Source organism: Mesorhizobium sp. INR15 (assembly GCF_015500075.1).
Lineage (GTDB): Bacteria > Pseudomonadota > Alphaproteobacteria > Rhizobiales > Rhizobiaceae > Mesorhizobium.
Map to the genome: position 1 here is coordinate 221,951 of NZ_CP045496.1, position 16,673 is coordinate 238,623.

Genomic DNA, 16,673 nt, shown 5'->3' on the forward strand with positions numbered 1-16,673 from the left:
GTAGATAGACATGGTCTCCAAACGCCTCAGTCGCGAAGCCGGCCATCGCCGCAAGTTCCTGACCATTATCGACGATACGCCCGAATGCGAGCGCGCCGTCGCCTACGCCTCGAAGCGGGCGCAGAGCACCAATGGCACGCTGGTTCTGCTCTACGTCATCGAGCCCGATGATTTCCAGCACTGGCTGGGCGTCGAGAAGATCATGCGCGAGGAAGCCACCGCCACGGCGCGCAGCGCGCTCGACAGCTATGCCAACAAGGTGCGCCAGAAGCTCGGCATCGAACCGGAAATGGTGGTGCGCGAGGGCAAGCCGACCGAAGAAATCCACAAACTGATCGAGGACGACCAGGATATTGCCATTCTCGTGCTGGCGGCCGGCGCCGGCAAGGAAGGCCCCGGACCGCTGGTTGGCGCCGTGGCCGGCAAGGGTGCTGCTTTCCCGATCCCGGTGACCGTGGTGCCGCAGAACCTGTCGGACGAGGAGATCGACAGCCTGGCGTAAAGTATGCTGATATTCTGCCGGTGCTGCCGCTTCGGCTGAATCTCGGCACATCTCGGAGTTTGGGCACGAAGTCCGAAAAAACATTCCGCCAGCCAGCTGTTCCGGCGACGCGTTTCGCTTGAATGTCCAGCCAATAGAGCCTATTTAGAATTATTCCAAACTGGCCGCCCAGACGGGGCGTGGAGATTGCCATGTTCATCCAGACCGAATCGACGCCGAACCCGGCGACGCTGAAATTCCTGCCCGGCAAGGAAGTGCTTGTGGAAGGCACCGCCGATTTCCGCGATGCCGATAGTGCCGCGACCGCTTCGCCGCTGGCCGGCCGGCTGTTCGAGATCCCTGGCGTCACCGGCGTTTTCTTTGGCTACGACTTCATCACCGTAACCAAGGACGGCCCCGACTGGCAGCACCTGAAGCCGGCGATCCTCGGCGCCATCATGGAGCATTTCATGTCCGGCGCGCCGGTGATGGTTAATGCCGGCCCCGCCGCTGAAACCAGCCAGACCGGTGAGTTCTACGATAAGGCCGACGAAGAGCTCGTCATCACCATCAAGGAACTGCTCGACACGCGCGTGCGTCCTGCGGTTGCCCAGGATGGTGGCGACATCACTTTCCGTGGCTTCGAGAACGGCACCGTGTTCCTGCACATGAAGGGCGCCTGCGCCGGCTGCCCGTCGTCAACCGCGACGCTGAAGCACGGCATCCAGAACCTTCTGCGCCATTTCGTGCCTGAGGTTCAGCAGGTCGAACAGGTCTCCTGACCGTTCCTCCAGGCCGCCTGGCGCGCAATATTGAACAAACGCACATAACAAAAAACCGGGCCAAATTGCCCGGTTTTCTGTTTGGGACGTCCGTTGTTGCCTAGACGGTCCGCGTACGAAAGCAATTCCTGATCCCGAAACGGGATCGTTGTCCTACATCACGATGACCTTGGCGCCGACTTCGGCGCGGTCATAGAGATCGATGATGTCCTGGTTCATCAAGCGGATGCAGCCAGACGACATCGCCTTGCCGATCGAATTCCATTCCGGGCTGCCGTGCAGGCGATAGCCCGAGTCGCCGCCCTTGTTGAACAGATACATGGCGCGCGCGCCTAGCGGGTTCTTCAGGCCCGGCTCCATGCCACCCGCGAACTTGGCGAGTTCCGGCTGGCGCTTGACCATCTCACCAGGAGGCGTCCAGGTCGGCCATTCGCGCTTCAGCGCGATGTGAGCGGTGCCGTGCCACTCGAAGCCCTCGCGGCCAACGCCGATGCCGTAGCGAATGGCCCGGCCTTCAGGCTCGACGAAGTAGAGGAACTTGTTTTGCGTATCGACAATGATCGTGCCCGGCTTTTCCGGGGTATCGTAATTCACTTCCTGCCGATGGAACTGCCTCGGCACTTTCTCGATCGGGATGCGCGGCAGTTGGTAGCCAGCATCGCTCACCGCGCCATAGTCGTTGGAAAACATCTGCGAGCCGATGGTGCTGCAACCAGCGATAGCGGTGGACAGCGCCAATGCGGCGATGATTGCAAATGATTTCATGCGCATGAGGTGATCCGATGCCCCGCCCAAACCAGCGGCACGAGTCGACCGCTTTCTCACTGTCATTCATGCTGGCATTTGCTTTGCTTGCCAAGCGCGCGATGCCTATATGCGGGAGTTGACGTGCTGGTAAGCACATCACTATGGCATTTCGGCAACAGCCTTCACAGGATTGTGAAGGAAATTCAATGGGCAAGACCGCAAGGCCCGCCAAAAGTCGAGGAAACCCTCATGAATGTCGGTGACGCAGCCCACCGGTCCGGCCTGCCGGCCAAGACCATCCGATACTATGAGGAGATCGGGCTGATCAGCCCCCAGCGGGCCAGCAATGGCTACCGCGACTATTCAGGCGATGACATCCACCGGCTGACGTTTCTGCGCCGCGCGCGCAACCTCGGCTTCTCCATCGATGATTGCCGCCAGTTGATGGCGCTCTATCAAGACCGCAGCCGCGCTAGCCATGACGTGCGCGAAATCGCCGCCGCGCATGTCACCGCGATCGAGGAAAAAGTGCGCGAGCTGCAGTCGATGCGCGTTACCTTGCAGAAGCTGATCCATGCCTGCCATGGCGACCACCGGCCGGATTGTCCGATCCTGGATGATATGGCGGGAGCGGTGCTATCAGGTGATAAAGGCGCTTCGGCGCCTGCGTAGGTTGGCCGACACGCGGTTTGTCAAAGGGATAATCGTCTTCTAAATACGGGTTCAAACCGTGAACAAAATCTGGCATGGTGTGGCCATGCCAATCATTTCACCGATTCTGCAAAATCCCCTGATTGACGGCCGCCAGTCCGATCGCGCCATGCTGGTGCGGCGCGGCGTGCAGCGGCTGTTAATGCAGATGGGCGCGCATGTGCTGCCTGAACTGTCGCTGGCGACCGGCCGGCGCGCCGATCTCGTCGCGCTGACCCGCCAGGGCGACATCTGGATCATCGAGGTCAAATCCTCGATCGAGGACTTCCGGGTCGACCGCAAATGGCCGGACTATCGGCTCCACTCCGACCGTTTTTTCTTCGCCACCCATCCCGGCGTGCCGCAGGAGATATTTCCGCAGGAATGCGGTTTCATTCTTTCCGACGGCTACGGCGCCGAGATCCTGCGCGACGCGCCGGAGCACCGCATGGCGGCGGCGACGCGCAAGGCGCTGATGCTGCGGATCGCGCGGGCCGGGGCCTCGCGGCTGCTGGCGGCGGAACTCGCGGGGGTGTCGGTGCCGGCGCTGGAAGGTGAGAGCGAGTAGTCTCTGGCGCTCGTACCAAAGTCGGCTTCTAGCTCTCGTCCACTTCCGCCCCACCTGCGGCTGGCGCCATGAGCAGCACGGCGGCGCCCAGCAAAGCAGCGATGAAGGAGCCGGCAAGTATACCGACCTTGACGGCGTCCTGCAGCCCCACGTCGCTGGCGAAAGCGAGCAGGCCGATGAACAGGCTCATGGTGAAGCCGATGCCGCAGAGCAGCGAAATGCCGATCATGTGCAGCCAGCTGGCATTGGCCGGCAGATCGGCGAAGCCGAGCCGGATGGCAAGCGCCGAGGAACCGAACACGCCGACCAGCTTGCCCAGAACCAGCCCAGCAGCGACGCCCAGTGTCAGCGGCTCGACCAAAGCAGCCGCGCTCAGGCCGGCAAGCGAAACGCCGGCATTGGCAAAGCCGAAGATCGGGATGACGACGAAGGGGACTATCTTGTGCAGGCCATGTTCGAGCCGATGCAGCGGCGAATGGTCGAGATCATGGCCGCTGCCCGGAGAAACCTTTAGCGGAATGGTCAGCGCCAGCGCCACGCCGGCAAGCGTGGCATGGACACCCGATTTCAGCACCAGCACCCACAGGATGGCGCCCAGCACCAGATAGGGCACCAGCGTCAGCACGCGCATGCGATTGAGCACGACAAGCAAGGCGATGACGGCGAAGGCAGCGCCAAGATAGGCGAGCGACAGGCCGCTCGTATAAAACACCGCGATGATGATGACGGCGCCAAGGTCGTCGATGATGGCGAGCGCGGTCAGGAAGATCTTCAGCGACGCCGGCACGCGGTTGCCGAGCAGCGACAGCACGCCGAGCGCGAAGGCAATGTCGGTGGCGGTCGGGATGGCCCAGCCGGACAGGGCAGCGGCGTTGTTGCGATTGATGGCGACATAGACGAGCGCCGGAACCAGCATGCCGCCGGCGGCGGCGATGCCGGGCAGGACGCGGCGCGGCCATGTCGACAGCTGGCCGTCCAGAACCTCGCGCTTGATCTCCAGGCCGACGAGCAGGAAGAAAATGGCCATCAGGCCGTCATTGACCCAGTGCGAGACGCTGAGCGGGCCGACATAGGCGTGCAGGGCGGCGAAGTAGGTTTCCGCCAGGGGCGAGTTGGCGACGATCAGCGCCAGCGCCGCAGCCACCATCAGGATGATGCCGCCGGCCGCCTCGCCATCAAGGAATTCGCGGAAGATGGAAACCGGCCGCTGCTTGGTGTCCTGCATATCGCCCCCGTCATATCGCCTGCCGGCCAGCGTCATTCGCAACTAGAGCAAATTCAGCCTACCGGACAAGAATCTCAGCGCGGCGCGCGCTTGGCCAGTATCCGCTGCAAGGTGCGGCGATGCATGTTGAGGCGGCGCGCGGTCTCCGACACGTTGCGGTCGCACATTTCATAGACGCGCTGGATGTGTTCCCAGCGCACGCGGTCGGCCGACATCGGATTTTCCGGCGGCGCGGCGCGCTCGCCGGCGGTGCGGGTCAGCGCGGCGAAGATATCGTCGGCGTCGGCCGGCTTGGAGAGATAGTCGACGGCGCCGAGCTTCACCGCCGTCACCGCGGTGGCGATGTTGCCATAGCCGGTCAGGATGATGGTGCGGGAGTCGTCGCGCTTTTCGCGGATCGCCGCGACGACGTCGAGACCATTGCCGTCGCCGAGCCGCATGTCGACCACGGCATAGGCGGGCGGATTGCTGCGCGCCTTGGCAACCGCCTCCTCGACGCTCTCCGCCGTCTCGACGACGAAGCCCCTGGTTTCCATGGCCCGGGCAAGGCGCGTGAGGAACGGCTTGTCGTCATCGACGAGCAGCAGCGAGGTGTCCTCGCCTTCAACCATTGCGCCAATCGGTTCGTCGCCTGTCATCGTTTCTATGTCCTGCTGCCTTAATTTTACGCAGATATAGGCCTGCGGCGCCATTGTCCAATTTACGCAGTGTCAAACATCGTGACGGCTGTGAGTTCCGGATTCAGGAAAACGCCGCGCGGCCACGAAATCTGCACCACGGCGCCCTCGCCCAGCCCGCTCGAATTGCGGAAATCGAGGCTGGCGCCGGAGCGTTCGAGCAAGGTCTTGGCGATGAACAGGCCAAGGCCGAGGCCGCCGCCGGCCTCGTTGCCCTGGCGCGTCGACATGTAAGGCTCGCCGATGCGGTCGATGATCTCGGCTGGAAAGCCAGGTCCATCATCGATGATCGAGAAGGTAACGACGGCCTCGTCCCAGCTCCAGCGCACGGTGACACTCTTGCGCGCGAAGTCGACGGCGTTCTCGACCAGGTTGCCGAGGCCGTAGATGACACCCGGGTTGCGGCGCCCAACCGGTTCGGGGCCGATGCGCTCGCCTGGCCGCAGCTTGATCGAAATGCCGAAGTCACGATGCGGGGCGGTAACCTCCTCGACCAGCGAGGTCAGCGGCAGGCGGGACAGATGCGCCTCACCCTCCGACGACAGGCTGGTCAGGCGCTTGAGGATCTCGCGGCAGCGTTCGCTCTGCGAGCGCAGTAACTTCACGTCTTCCCCGTATTTGGGATCGTTGCCGAGTGCCTTTTCCATCTCCTTGGCGACCAGCGTGATGGTGGCGAGCGGCGTGCCCAGCTCATGCGCGGCGGCAGCCGCCAGACCGTCCAGCGCCGACAGATGCTGCTCGCGCTGCAGCACCAGTTCAGTGGCGGCCAGCGCATTGGCCAGCAGCCGCGCCTCGGCAGCCACGCGGAAGGCGTACATCGCGGTGAAGGCGATCGAGGACAACACCGCCATCCACATGCCGGCGACATAGATGAACGGCATGGCCAGCGGCGCCCCTTCATACCAGGGCAAAGGCAAGTGCAGGAAAACCAGCAGGGTTGCCGCCGACATGACCAGCCCGCCGAGAATGGCGGTGAGGCGCAAGGGCAGCGATGTCGCCGAGATGACGACCGGCACGGTCATCAGCAGCGAGAACGGATTGGTGAGGCCGCCGGTCATGTAGAGCAGGCCAGCCAGTTGCAGGCTGTCGAAGATCAGGATGCCGAAAGCCGCCAATGGCGTGAGCCGGTGCGCCGCCGGAAACCGGAAGGCGAGGAACAGGTTCATCCAGGCCGAGCAGGCAATCAGCGCGAAGCAGAGGCTGACCGGCAGCGGGAATTTCAAACCATAGGCGACGACGAGCACCGTCAGGCTCTGGCCGACGATGGCCAGCCAGCGCAGGCGGATCAGCGTGTTGAGGCGCAGCCGCTGGCTTTGCTGGAAATCAGGTGAACGCAGAACGTTGATCATGGTCATGGATTACAGGCGCAAGGCGGCAAGCGCTAGGTGCCGCGCGGTTTGGCGCGGCTGGTGGCCGTCGCCAGAAGCGGATTTTCCGGCCAGACATGGCGCGGATAGCGTCCGCGCATGTCGGTACGCACATCGGCCCAGGACCCGCGCCAGAAACCGGGGAGGTCGCGCGTCGTCTGGATCGGCCGGTGCGCGGGCGACAGCAATTCGAGCGTCAGCGGTACCGTGCCACCAGCAATCGAAGGATGCTGGTCGAGGCCGAAAAGCTCCTGCACGCGAACCGCCAGCACCGGCCATTCGCCCTCATAACGGATCGGCACACGGCTGCCGGACGGCGCTTCGAAATGGGTCGGCGACAGGGCATCGATCCGCCGTTGCAAATCATGCGGCACAAGGGCGGTGAGAGCGGAAGACAGGATACCTGAATTGATCGTGGCGAAGGACGCCGCGCCGCTCAGGAAGGGCAAGAGCCAGTCATCGAGACGCTCGGTGAGCGCTGCGTCAGACATATCGGGCCAAGGCGCACCAAGGCCACGATGCAGCCAAGACAGGCGCTGGCGCAGCATCTCCGCCTCCTTGCTCCATGGCAGCAGCGACAGCCCGTGCTGGCGCAAAGCGTCGAGAATGGCGCGATCGGCGTCAGCGCCGGTTGGCGCCGGCAGCATGCGTTCGGACAAGGTGATGGCGCCGAGGCGCACGGTTTCGCGCACCCGGACCGCGCGCTTGTCGCGGTCGAAGCTCGTTTCGCGCCGCGTCTCGATCCTGTCCGCGAGCACTGTGCGAATATCATCCTCACCAATGGCAGCCGCCGCCGTGATGCGTGCATTCTGCGCCTTGCCCTGCAGATCGGCGACGACGAGCCAGGCCTCGCCCGCCAGCGGGTCAGCGGCGTCGACCATGGCGCCCGAGCCGTTAGCCAGCACGAACCGGCCCCGCTCGCCCCGCGCCCTGGCGACGCGATCCGGCCAGGCATGGATCAGCAGACCGCCCGCCGAAGACCGTTCACCCGTCTTCGAACCGCCAGCCTGTTTCGCCAGCCGCTCGGCCAGTTGCCGCGCAGCGGTGGCGCGCGGCGCTCTGTCAGTGCGAAACCGCATCAGCCTGCGCTCAAGGTCGGCGCCATCGCCGCCCAGGCCGCGCTCGGTCAGCAGCACGGCCAGCATGGCCGCTTCCTGCGCCTCACCTGTCTTCGCCGCCTCGGCGACCATGTGAGCGAGCCGCACCGGCAGCGCGAGCTTGCGCATCGCCATGCCGGATCCAGTCAGGCGCCCCGCCTCGTCGACGGCGTCGAGCGCCCGCAAAAGTGTCCTCGCCTCGTTGAGCGCCGGGGCCGGCGGCGGATCGAGGAAGGCGAGGCTCGTCGGGTCAGCGACGCCGAACGCGGCGCAGTCGAGCATCAATCCGGACAGATCGGCTTCGAGGATCTCCGGCGGCGTGAAGGCGGGCAGCGCCGCCGTCTGCTCGGCTCGCCACAGCCGGATGGCAACACCCGGTTGCGTGCGCCCCGCGCGGCCGGCGCGCTGGTCCGCCGAGGCCTTGCTGACGCGCACGGTTTCCAACCGCGTCAGGCCGCTGGCCGGCTCATAGCGCGGCAGGCGCGACAGGCCGGAATCGATGACGACGCGCACGCCATCTATGGTAATCGATGTCTCGGCGATCGATGTCGCCAGCACCACCTTACGGCGGCCCCCAGGGGCCGGCTTGATCGCGGCATCCTGCGCCTTGCCATCCAGCATGCCGTAGAGCGGCACGATGTCGGTGTCGCCGCCGACCTTGCCCGTCAGACGTTCGGCGGTGCGTTCGATCTCGCGCTGGCCAGGCAGGAAGGCAAGCACGCTGCCGCTCTCGTCGGCAAGGGCAGAGCGGATCGCCTTGGCCATGGCGTCCTCTACCGGAATGCCGGCAGGCCGCTCGTCATACCTAATGTCGACAGGGAAGGCGCGGCCTTCGCTTTCAATCACCGGAGCATTTTCCAGAAGCCGGGATACACGCGCGCCATCGAGCGTCGCCGACATGACGACAAGCCGGAGGTCGGGCCTCAGCGCGCCCTGCACGTCAAGCGCCAGTGCCAGGCCGAAATCACCGTCCAGCGAACGCTCGTGGAATTCGTCGAAAATCACCGAGGAAATCCCAGGCAGCTCGGGATCATCGAGGATCATCCGCGCCAGCACGCCTTCGGTGACGACGAGAATTCTTGTCCTTGCCGAAGTGCGGTTCTCCATGCGCATGGCATAGCCGACGGTCGCGCCAGGCTCCTCGCCAAGCAGTTCGGCCATGCGGCGGGCAGCAGCACGGGCGGCGAGCCGGCGCGGCTCGAGCAGAACGATCTTGCCGGTGCCAAGCCATGCGGCATCGAGTAGCGCCAACGGCACCAGCGTCGTCTTGCCGGCGCCGGGCGGCGCCACCAGCACGGCGCTGTTGCCGCGCTCCAGCGCTTCAACAAGCGCCGGCAGCACGACGGAGACCGGAAGCTCCGGTAGGGATTTCGTGGTCATCGTCTCGAGAATACGCTCATTCGATCGCGGTTGGCCCGCACCGTCCGCATATCAGCGGTGGCGGTCGCCGCGCAACTTTATGGGTCGGATCAGAGCCGGGTCCGGGAGAACGGGTTCCAGCGCACCGTGCCCAGCCTCGCCTCCTCGCGCACCATGGTCAGCAGGCCGGAACCACCGACGACCGCGAGGCCGACCAGTGACAGCCAGTCCGGATATTCCTGGAAGAACAGCGCGCCCAAAATCACCGCCCAGATGATCTGCGAATAGTGCGTCGGCGCGATCCGGTTGGCAGGTGCGTATTTGACGGCCAGAAGCTGCAGCAGCTGGCCGCAAGCGGTGAAGGCGCCGGCCACAACCAGCCAGATCAGCTGCTTGCCGTCCGGCAAGGTGAACGAGGTCGCCGCGGCCCCAACTCCATTGAAGAGCAGACCATAGCCGATCAGAACGCCGAGCATCGTCGTTCGCTTTTCCTGCTGCGCCAGCGAGCGCATCAGGATGACGCTGGCCGCGGCCAGGAAGGCGATGGTGAAGGCCGCGAGGTGGCCAAGATGCAACTCGCGAAAGCCCGGCCGCACCACAAGCATGACACCGGCAAAACCGGCAACCACCGCCAGCCAGCGCCACGGGCCTACGTGCTCCTTCAGGATCACGGTCGAGAGGATGGTGACGAACAGCGGCGCCAGGAAGATCAGCGCATAGACTTCCGCCAGCGGAATGGTGGTGAAGGCGTAGACGCTGAGCACGCCGGACGCGATGCCGGCCCAGGCGCGGGCTTGCACGGCCCAAGGCCGCTTGGTGCGCCAGAAATCACGCCAGCGCTCGTCGGCCGGCCTGGTGAACAAGAGAAAAAAGCCGGCAAACAGGGTCGAGAAAAAACCGATCTCGAATACGGTGAACTGCCCGCCCAGGCTTTTGACAACGGCATCGCTGCACGAATAGCTTGCGTAGGCGATGAGGGCGAGCAGGATTCCGTTCGTCACGTTTTTCCATTTCCGGGAGAGAGTCACTTTGAAAATCTTGGCGCTCGGTGCGCATCCGGACGACATCGAGATCTTCATGTTCGGTACGATGGCCGCCTATGCGGCGCAAGGCGCAGAGCTCATTTTTGCCATAGCCACGGATGGGGCCAAGGGCGGGCACGGCGATCCCGGCGCGCTCGCCCGTGTGCGCCGTGGGGAAGCAACGGCGGCAGCGGGACTGCTCGGCGCAACACCGCGCTTCCTCGATTTTCCCGATGGCGCACTGGTTGCCGATGCCGCGCTGGTCGCCACCTTGAAGGCTCTCATCAAGGAGACGAGGCCGGACCTGGCGATCACCCATGCGCCGAACGACTATCACGGCGACCACCGTGCGCTGTCGGATGGCGTGCGCATCGCGGCGTCCTTCGCTGTCCCGGTTCTGCATGCCGACACGATGGGCGGCACCGGCTTCTCGCCAACCCACTATGTCGATATTTCGGCGCATTCGGAAATCAAGGCAAAGGCGATCCGTGCGCATCAGTCGCAAGACCCCGAGCACTTCGTCGATGGTGCGCGGACGCAGAACCTGTTTCGGGCCGGCCAGTGCAATGGCGCCGCCGGCGCGCTCGCCGAAGCGTTCCGCTTCGAGCCGACGTTCCCCTTCGCCGACATCCGTGCGCTGTTGCCGCCGGCGCCGGCGATCCGGCCCGTTGTCGTGAGCACGAAACGGATCGGCTGAGGCTGTAGCCGCTTCGGACGGCATAAAAGCCGGTCAGGCGGCTTTCTCCGGCGAGCCGTGGCGCGCACTTTTTCCAACGTTTTCAGAGACCGGTGCGGACATGTTGCGGCGCAGCAACGAATTCGCTTGCCTTGTTTAGTAAAAATTGCATCACTAAACAAATTACTAAACATCTGCCGCGCCCTGGCGCCGCCATGTTTGGGCCCCTGAGGAGAGGGGTTTAGGGCTCTTGAAACCGTCATCCGGGCGCGTTTCGCAAATGGGAGGAAGGCATGAAATCGACTCTGAAACTGGCGTTGGGACTGGCTTCGGCGATGTTGACGTCGACGGCCGTTACCAGCGTTGCACACGCTGAAGATCTGACGCTTTGCTGGGCAGCCTGGGACCCGGCAAACGCGCTTGTCGAACTGTCCAAGGATTTCACCAAGCAGACCGGCATCGGCATGAAATTCGAATTCGTGCCGTGGACCAATTACGCCGACCGCTTCCTCAACGAGCTCAACTCGCACGGCAAGCTGTGCGACCTGATCATCGGCGACAGCCAGTGGATCGGCGGCGCGGCCGAGAATGGCCATTACGTCAAGCTGAACGACTTCTTCGACAAGGAGAAGATCAGCATGGACGACTTTGTCCCGGCGACCGTCGTCGGCTACTCGGAATGGCCGAAGAACACCCCGAATTACTGGGCGATGCCGGCCATGGGCGACGTCGTCGGCTGGACCTACCGCAAGGACTGGTTCTCCAAGCCTGAGCTGCAGAAGGAATTCAAGGAGAAGTACGGCTGGGATCTCGGTCCGCCGGCCACCTTCGACCAGCTGAAGCAGATCGCCGAGTTCTTCCAGAAGCGACAGATCGACGGCAAGACGGTCTACGGCGCATCGATCTATACCGAGCGTGGTTCGGAAGGCATCACCATGGGCGCCATGGACGTGCTCTACAGCTATGGCTTCCAGTATGAGAACCCGAAGAAGCCTTACGACATGGAAGGCTTCGTCAATTCGCCCGACGCGGTCAAAGGGCTGGAGTTCTACAAGGCACTTTACGACTGCTGTACCCCTCCGGGTGCCTCCAACAGCTACATGGGTGAAGGCGTCGATGCCTTCAAATCCGGCCAGGTGGCGATGCACATGAACTTCACCTTCACGTGGCCCGGCCTGCAGAAGGACGAGAATGTCGGCGGCGACAAGATCGGCTATTTCGTCAATCCGAAGGGTCCCGGCGGCGCCCAGTTCGCGCAGCTCGGCGGCCAGGGCATTTCGGTGGTGTCCTATTCCGACAAGCAGGAATCGGCGCTTAAGTACATCAAGTGGTTCGCCAACAAGGACGTGCAGGCCAAGTGGTGGTCGCTCGGCGGCTACTCTTGCCTGAACGCGGTGGTCAAGGATCCGAAATTCCCGGCCAGCCAGCCTTATGCGCAGGCCTTCCTAGACTCGATGGCCATCGTGAAGGACTTCTGGGCCGAGCCCAGCTACGCACCGCTGCTGCAGGCCTCGCAGAAGCGCTTCCATGATTATGTCGTGGCCGGCCAGGGTTCCGCCAAGGATGCGTTGGACGGTCTGGTCAAGGACTGGACCCAGGTCTTCCAGGACGACGGCAAGATGTAAGGCTCCTCCCGAGCTGGATCGAAGCGTCCCGTGCCGCCCTTGGCACGGGACGCAGTTCAGATAAATTCCATCATCGAGACGACCAAAGTGACCGAAGCGGGACTGACCATGCTCAATCGGACTGCGGACAACGTTGCCCGGGCGACCCCGGAGCCGTTGGCCCGCAAGGTCCGCGGTATCAGCGACAAGGGCCTCGCCTGGCTGTTTATCTCGCCAACGATCCTGCTGCTGCTCGCCATCAACATCTTCCCCCTGTTCTGGGCGATCTATCTGTCCTTCACCAACTATCGCGCCAACCGGCCAAACGAAGTGGTGAAAAACCTCGGCTTTGCCAACTACCAGCGCATTCTTGGCGACAAGGATATCTGGATCGCCATGCAGACCACGGCGCATTTCGTGTTCTGGACCATCCTGCTGCAGACGCTGATCGGCTTCACGCTGGCCTGGCTGATCGACCGGAAGTTTCGTGGCCACGCCTTCTGGACCACCCTCATCCTGGTGCCGATGATGCTGTCGCCGGCGGTGGTCGGCAATTTCTGGCGCTTCCTCTACGAGCCGCAGATCGGGCTGTTCTCCTACGCCGTCTCGTTCGTCACCCGCATCCCGCCAACCGACATCCAGATGCTGTCCAATGTGTCGCTGGCGCCATGGTCGATCATCATCGTCGATACCTGGATGTGGACGCCTTACGTGATGCTGATCTGCCTAGCCGGCTTACGTTCCATCCCCGAATACATCTATGAGGCGGCAGAGGTCGACCGCGCCTCCAACTGGCGGCAGTTCTGGTCGATCACGCTGCCGATGGCGCTGCCCTTCATCATGCTGGCGGTGCTGTTTCGCGGCATCGAGAACTTCAAGATGTTCGACATGGTCACTCTCCTGACCGGCGGCGGACCCGGCTCGACCACGGAAGTCGCCTCGATCACGCTGAAACGGCAGGCTTTCGAAAGCTGGCGCACCGGCTATTCCTCGGCCTTCGCCATCATCCTGTTCGTCGCGGTGTTCGGCCTCGCCAACATCTACGTCAAGGCGCTCAACAAGGTGAAGCAGAGATGAGCCTGACAACAGCCCATTCCGTCGTCGCGCCGTCATCGAATTCGAAGCGCATCGCCGGCACGATCATCGTGCTTTACGCGCTGATCTCGATCGTGCCGCTGCTGTGGATCTTCGCCACCAGCTTCAAGACGCCGCCGGACTCGATCGCATATCCACCGAAGGTCCTGTTCCAGCCCAGCCTTGAAGGCTATTGCAACCTGTTCACGACGCGGACGCGGCAGACGCCGGAATATATCAACTCGCTCGGTCCGGCGACCGGTTTCTGCGACGAGACCACGCGCAAGCGCAACATGGTGATCGCCGGCCCGTCCAACTTCCTGCCGCGCTTCATCAACTCACTGATCATCGCCTTCGGCTCGACCTTCTGCGCCGTGTTCCTCGGTACACTGTCGGCCTATGGTTTCTCGCGCTTCAAGGTGCCGCTGGCCGACGACCTTCTGTTCTTCATCCTGTCGACGCGCTTCATGCCGCCGATCGCCGTCGCCATTCCGATCTACCTTATGTATCGCGAGCTTGGCCTGTCGGACACAGCGCTCGGCATGATCCTGCTCTACACCGCGGTCAACGTGTCGCTGGCGGTCTGGCTGCTGAAAGGCTTCATCGACGAGATCCCGCGCGAGTATGAAGAGGCGGCGATGATCGACGGCTATACAAGGCTGCAGGCCTTCTGGCGCACCGTGTTGCCGCAAGCGACCACCGGCATCGCGGCGACCGCCATTTTCTGCCTGATCTTCGCCTGGAACGAATACGCCTTCGCCGCCCTTCTGACCTCCGGCACGGCGCAGACCGCACCACCCTTCATCCCGACGATCATCGGCGAAGGCGGCCAGGACTGGCCGGCAGTGGCGGCCGGCACGACGATCTTCCTGGTTCCGATCCTGGTCTTCACCATCCTTCTGCGCAAGCAGCTGCTGCGTGGCATCACCTTCGGCGCGGTGCGCAAATGAGCGTGACCCGACCCACGAAACGTAAGTCACGCTGGCCCAGCTGGGCACGGCGCGGCTTGATGGAAAACATCGCCACCGCGCTCATCGCCATCGGCTTCCTGATGCTGTTCCAGCCCTTCGCGCTGTCGCTCTACACCTACTCCTTCATCACCATGCTGGCCGGCACCGTGATGTTCATCATTGTCTCGAAATTTCCGGAGTAGGTCATGGCCGAAATCCGCGTCCAGAACCTGAGAAAAGCGTTCGGCGATTTCGTCGCCGTGCAGGATTCCAATTTCGTCGTCGAGGACGGCGAGTTCTTTGTCATGCTCGGGCCGTCGGGCTGCGGCAAGACGACGACGCTGCGCATGATCGCCGGGCTCGAACTGCCGACTGGCGGCCAGATCCTGCTGGGTGGCGAGGACGTCACCATGCTCAGGGCACGCGAGCGCGACATCGCCTTCGTCTTCCAGCTGTTCGCCCTCTATCCGCACATGAATGTGCGCAAGAACATCGGCTTCCCGCTTCTGGCGCAAGGCATGCCTTCGGCCGAGATTCGCAGCAGAGTCGAAGAGACCGCGAAGCTGTTGCGCATCGACCACCTGCTCAACAAATCCGTATCCGGCCTTGCCGGCGGCGACCGCCAGCGAGTCGCGCTTGGCCGCGCCATCGTGCGGCGGCCGAAATGCTTCCTGATGGACGAGCCGCTGGGCACGCTCGACACCGAATTCCGCGATCTGATGGTCCATGAGCTGCGCGAACTGCACAACCGCATCCGCGCCACGACCGTCTATGTCACGCATGATCAGATGGAGGCCATGTCGATGGCCGACAAGATCGCGGTGATGAACCATGGCGTCATCGAACAGTTCGGCACCCCACGCGAGATCTATGACCGCCCGGCGACAATGTTCGTTGCCGAATTCATCGGTTCGCCACCGATGAATTTCCTGAAATTCGGCGGTGGGCTGGCCAAGGGCGCGAAAGAGATCGTCGTGCAAGGCGCGACGTTGGCGGTGCCGGAAGTGCGCGAGGATATCGCACCGGCCGACATGGCACTTGGCATCCGCCCGGAGCACATCCGTTTCGATGACAGTTCGAAACTGCGTGGCGCGATCTACGGCACCGAGTATCTCGGCACCACGCAGATCGTGGCGGTGGAGACATCGGACGGCATCATCAAGGCGCGCGTGCCCGCCGAGATCCGCCTCAACCCGGGCGACCATGTCGGCCTGACACTGAACAGTGCGCGGCTGTCACTGTTCGACAAGAGATCCGGCCGTGCGGTGCGAACGGCGGTTCACGACAAGGCAGTGGAGGCCCGTCATGGCTGACGTCAACATCCAGGGCGTGACCAAGAGCTTCGGCGAGCATGTCGCGGTCAACAATCTCGACCTGCATATCCAGGATGGCGAATTCGTCGTGCTGCTAGGACCGACCGGCGCCGGCAAGACGACCACGCTTCGGCTGATTGCCGGGCTCGAACGGCCAGATAGCGGGAGCATCCACATCGGCGGCCATGACGCGACCACGCTGTCACCCGCCGAGCGGGACACCGCCTTCGTCTTCCAGCAATATTCGCTCTATCCGCATCTGTCGGTGTTCGACAACCTGGCCTTCCCGCTGCGCTCGCCGGCACGCCGGCTGAGCGCGGACGCGATCCGCCGCCGGGTCGAGGAGGTGGCGAAGATGGTGCGTATCGACCACAAGCTGACCAACCGCTCGACCAAGCTGTCCGGCGGCGAGATGCAGCGCGTTGCCATTGGCCGCGCCCTGGTGCGCAAGCCGTCGATCTACCTGATGGACGAGCCGCTGTCGTCGCTCGACGCCAAGCTGCGCGCCGATCTGAGGCTGGAGCTGAAACGCATCCAGTCCGAACTGGGTGCCACCATGCTCTATGTCACGCACGACCAGATCGAGGCGATGACCATGGCCGATCGCATCGGCATCCTCGCCGACGGCGAGCTGGTGCAGATCGGCTCGCCACGAACGATCTATTCCGAGCCGGCAAACCTGCATGTCGCGGCCCGGCTCGGACAACCCGCGATCAACCTCTTGCCGGCCGGCCTGCTTCCGGACGGTGGCGCGCCGACCGGGACGAAGACGATCGGCGCACGCACCGAGCATCTGTCGATCGACAAGGCAACGAATGGCCATGCCGACGGCATCGTCGACTGGGTCGAACATCTGGGCGACCAGAACCATCTGCATCTGACGGTGGGCGAGAAGAAACTGGTGACGCTGACCGATCCCGACACTTCGCTGGCCAAGGGCGACAAGGTGACGATCCGATACCGGGCGCCGCTGTATTTTGGTCAGGATGGCCAGCGGCTGACGTGACCATGGTTCCTCGGCTGCACCGCATCGATCTCGTC

The 16,673-nt window shown here is 63.4% G+C and carries 17 protein-coding genes; 11 read left to right on the forward strand and 6 right to left on the reverse strand.

Annotated elements, in window-relative coordinates; genetic code table 11:
- Window positions 1–10 precede the first annotated feature (10 nt).
- Both GA829_RS01010 and GA829_RS01015 read left to right on the forward strand, forming a co-directional pair.
- Window positions 11–502, forward strand: a complete 492-nt coding sequence (locus tag GA829_RS01010) for a universal stress protein (protein WP_195176745.1) — start codon at window positions 11–13, stop codon at window positions 500–502.
- Between the two features lie 191 nt (window positions 503–693).
- A complete protein-coding gene (locus GA829_RS01015) occupies window positions 694–1,263 on the forward strand; it encodes a NifU family protein (RefSeq protein WP_195176746.1) in 570 nt (189 codons plus the stop codon).
- A gap of 153 nt (window positions 1,264–1,416) precedes the next feature.
- Here the strand turns inward: GA829_RS01015 and GA829_RS01020 are convergent, their stop codons facing one another.
- A complete protein-coding gene (locus GA829_RS01020) occupies window positions 1,417–2,034 on the reverse strand; it encodes a L,D-transpeptidase (RefSeq protein ID WP_195176747.1) in 618 nt (205 codons plus the stop codon).
- A gap of 225 nt (window positions 2,035–2,259) precedes the next feature.
- On the opposite strand from GA829_RS01020, the gene cueR reads away from it, so the two are divergent.
- Window positions 2,260–2,682, forward strand: a complete 423-nt coding sequence (cueR, locus tag GA829_RS01025) for a Cu(I)-responsive transcriptional regulator (RefSeq protein WP_195176748.1) — start codon at window positions 2,260–2,262, stop codon at window positions 2,680–2,682.
- Between the two features lie 85 nt (window positions 2,683–2,767).
- Complete coding sequence (locus GA829_RS01030; protein ID WP_195176749.1) at window positions 2,768–3,268, forward strand: MmcB family DNA repair protein; 501 nt, start codon at window positions 2,768–2,770, stop codon at window positions 3,266–3,268.
- A gap of 28 nt (window positions 3,269–3,296) precedes the next feature.
- On the opposite strand, the gene nhaA is transcribed toward GA829_RS01030, so the two are convergent.
- From nhaA to GA829_RS01055, 5 genes are all read right to left on the reverse strand, one after another.
- Entirely contained in the window at window positions 3,297–4,493 is a 1,197-nt protein-coding gene (gene nhaA, locus GA829_RS01035) for a Na+/H+ antiporter NhaA (RefSeq protein ID WP_195176750.1), read from the reverse strand.
- Window positions 4,494–4,567: 74 nt separating this feature from the next.
- On the reverse strand, window positions 4,568–5,131 hold the full coding sequence (locus GA829_RS01040) for an ActR/PrrA/RegA family redox response regulator transcription factor (RefSeq protein WP_195176751.1): 564 nt from the start codon (window positions 5,129–5,131) through the stop codon (window positions 4,568–4,570).
- A 62-nt stretch (window positions 5,132–5,193) separates the two neighbouring features.
- Window positions 5,194–6,525, reverse strand: coding sequence for an ActS/PrrB/RegB family redox-sensitive histidine kinase (locus tag GA829_RS01045; RefSeq protein ID WP_195176752.1), 1,332 nt, complete (start codon window positions 6,523–6,525; stop codon window positions 5,194–5,196).
- 26 nt (window positions 6,526–6,551) lie between these two features.
- A complete protein-coding gene (gene hrpB, locus GA829_RS01050) occupies window positions 6,552–9,014 on the reverse strand; it encodes an ATP-dependent helicase HrpB (protein ID WP_195176753.1) in 2,463 nt (820 codons plus the stop codon).
- An 89-nt stretch (window positions 9,015–9,103) separates the two neighbouring features.
- Complete coding sequence (locus tag GA829_RS01055) at window positions 9,104–9,994, reverse strand: DMT family transporter (RefSeq protein ID WP_195176754.1); 891 nt, start codon at window positions 9,992–9,994, stop codon at window positions 9,104–9,106.
- 28 nt (window positions 9,995–10,022) lie between these two features.
- Between GA829_RS01055 and GA829_RS01060 the strand changes: the two genes are divergently transcribed.
- The 7 genes from GA829_RS01060 (at window position 10,023) to GA829_RS01090 (ending at window position 16,638) form a co-directional block, all read left to right on the forward strand.
- Window positions 10,023–10,712 (forward strand): PIG-L deacetylase family protein, encoded by a 690-nt coding sequence (locus GA829_RS01060; protein ID WP_195176755.1) that lies wholly within the window; start codon window positions 10,023–10,025, stop codon window positions 10,710–10,712.
- A 272-nt stretch (window positions 10,713–10,984) separates the two neighbouring features.
- A complete protein-coding gene (locus tag GA829_RS01065; RefSeq protein WP_195176756.1) occupies window positions 10,985–12,316 on the forward strand; it encodes an ABC transporter substrate-binding protein in 1,332 nt (443 codons plus the stop codon).
- Between the two features lie 108 nt (window positions 12,317–12,424).
- A complete protein-coding gene (locus GA829_RS01070; RefSeq protein ID WP_374940405.1) occupies window positions 12,425–13,372 on the forward strand; it encodes a carbohydrate ABC transporter permease in 948 nt (315 codons plus the stop codon).
- On the forward strand, window positions 13,369–14,319 hold the full coding sequence (locus GA829_RS01075; protein ID WP_195176758.1) for a carbohydrate ABC transporter permease: 951 nt from the start codon (window positions 13,369–13,371) through the stop codon (window positions 14,317–14,319). Before GA829_RS01070 ends, GA829_RS01075 begins: the two co-directional genes overlap by 4 nt.
- Window positions 14,316–14,522 (forward strand): hypothetical protein, encoded by a 207-nt coding sequence (locus tag GA829_RS01080; protein ID WP_195176759.1) that lies wholly within the window; start codon window positions 14,316–14,318, stop codon window positions 14,520–14,522. The genes GA829_RS01075 and GA829_RS01080 overlap by 4 nt, the downstream gene beginning before the upstream one ends.
- A 3-nt stretch (window positions 14,523–14,525) precedes the next feature.
- On the forward strand, window positions 14,526–15,632 hold the full coding sequence (locus GA829_RS01085; protein ID WP_195176760.1) for an ABC transporter ATP-binding protein: 1,107 nt from the start codon (window positions 14,526–14,528) through the stop codon (window positions 15,630–15,632).
- Complete coding sequence (locus GA829_RS01090; RefSeq protein ID WP_195176761.1) at window positions 15,625–16,638, forward strand: ABC transporter ATP-binding protein; 1,014 nt, start codon at window positions 15,625–15,627, stop codon at window positions 16,636–16,638. The genes GA829_RS01085 and GA829_RS01090 overlap by 8 nt, the downstream gene beginning before the upstream one ends.
- Window positions 16,639–16,673 lie beyond the last annotated feature (35 nt).

Bases quoted from the DNA above. Each gene is read 5' to 3' on its own strand.
- GA829_RS01065 (WP_195176756.1), top strand. From the start codon at position 10,985: ATGAAATCGACTCTGAAACTGGCGTTGGGACTGGCTTCGGCGATGTTG.
- nhaA (WP_195176750.1), bottom strand. From the start codon at position 4,493: ATGCAGGACACCAAGCAGCGGCCGGTTTCCATCTTCCGCGAATTCCTT.
- GA829_RS01080 (WP_195176759.1), top strand. From the start codon at position 14,316: ATGAGCGTGACCCGACCCACGAAACGTAAGTCACGCTGGCCCAGCTGG.
- GA829_RS01015 (WP_195176746.1), top strand. From the start codon at position 694: ATGTTCATCCAGACCGAATCGACGCCGAACCCGGCGACGCTGAAATTC.
- GA829_RS01040 (WP_195176751.1), bottom strand. From the start codon at position 5,131: ATGACAGGCGACGAACCGATTGGCGCAATGGTTGAAGGCGAGGACACC.
- GA829_RS01085 (WP_195176760.1), top strand. From the start codon at position 14,526: ATGGCCGAAATCCGCGTCCAGAACCTGAGAAAAGCGTTCGGCGATTTC.
- cueR (WP_195176748.1), top strand. From the start codon at position 2,260: ATGAATGTCGGTGACGCAGCCCACCGGTCCGGCCTGCCGGCCAAGACC.
- GA829_RS01010 (WP_195176745.1), top strand. From the start codon at position 11: ATGGTCTCCAAACGCCTCAGTCGCGAAGCCGGCCATCGCCGCAAGTTC.
- GA829_RS01030 (WP_195176749.1), top strand. From the start codon at position 2,768: ATGCCAATCATTTCACCGATTCTGCAAAATCCCCTGATTGACGGCCGC.
- GA829_RS01075 (WP_195176758.1), top strand. From the start codon at position 13,369: ATGAGCCTGACAACAGCCCATTCCGTCGTCGCGCCGTCATCGAATTCG.
- hrpB (WP_195176753.1), bottom strand. From the start codon at position 9,014: ATGACCACGAAATCCCTACCGGAGCTTCCGGTCTCCGTCGTGCTGCCG.
- GA829_RS01090 (WP_195176761.1), top strand. From the start codon at position 15,625: ATGGCTGACGTCAACATCCAGGGCGTGACCAAGAGCTTCGGCGAGCAT.
- GA829_RS01045 (WP_195176752.1), bottom strand. From the start codon at position 6,525: ATGACCATGATCAACGTTCTGCGTTCACCTGATTTCCAGCAAAGCCAG.
- GA829_RS01020 (WP_195176747.1), bottom strand. From the start codon at position 2,034: ATGCGCATGAAATCATTTGCAATCATCGCCGCATTGGCGCTGTCCACC.
- GA829_RS01070 (WP_374940405.1), top strand. From the start codon at position 12,425: ATGCTCAATCGGACTGCGGACAACGTTGCCCGGGCGACCCCGGAGCCG.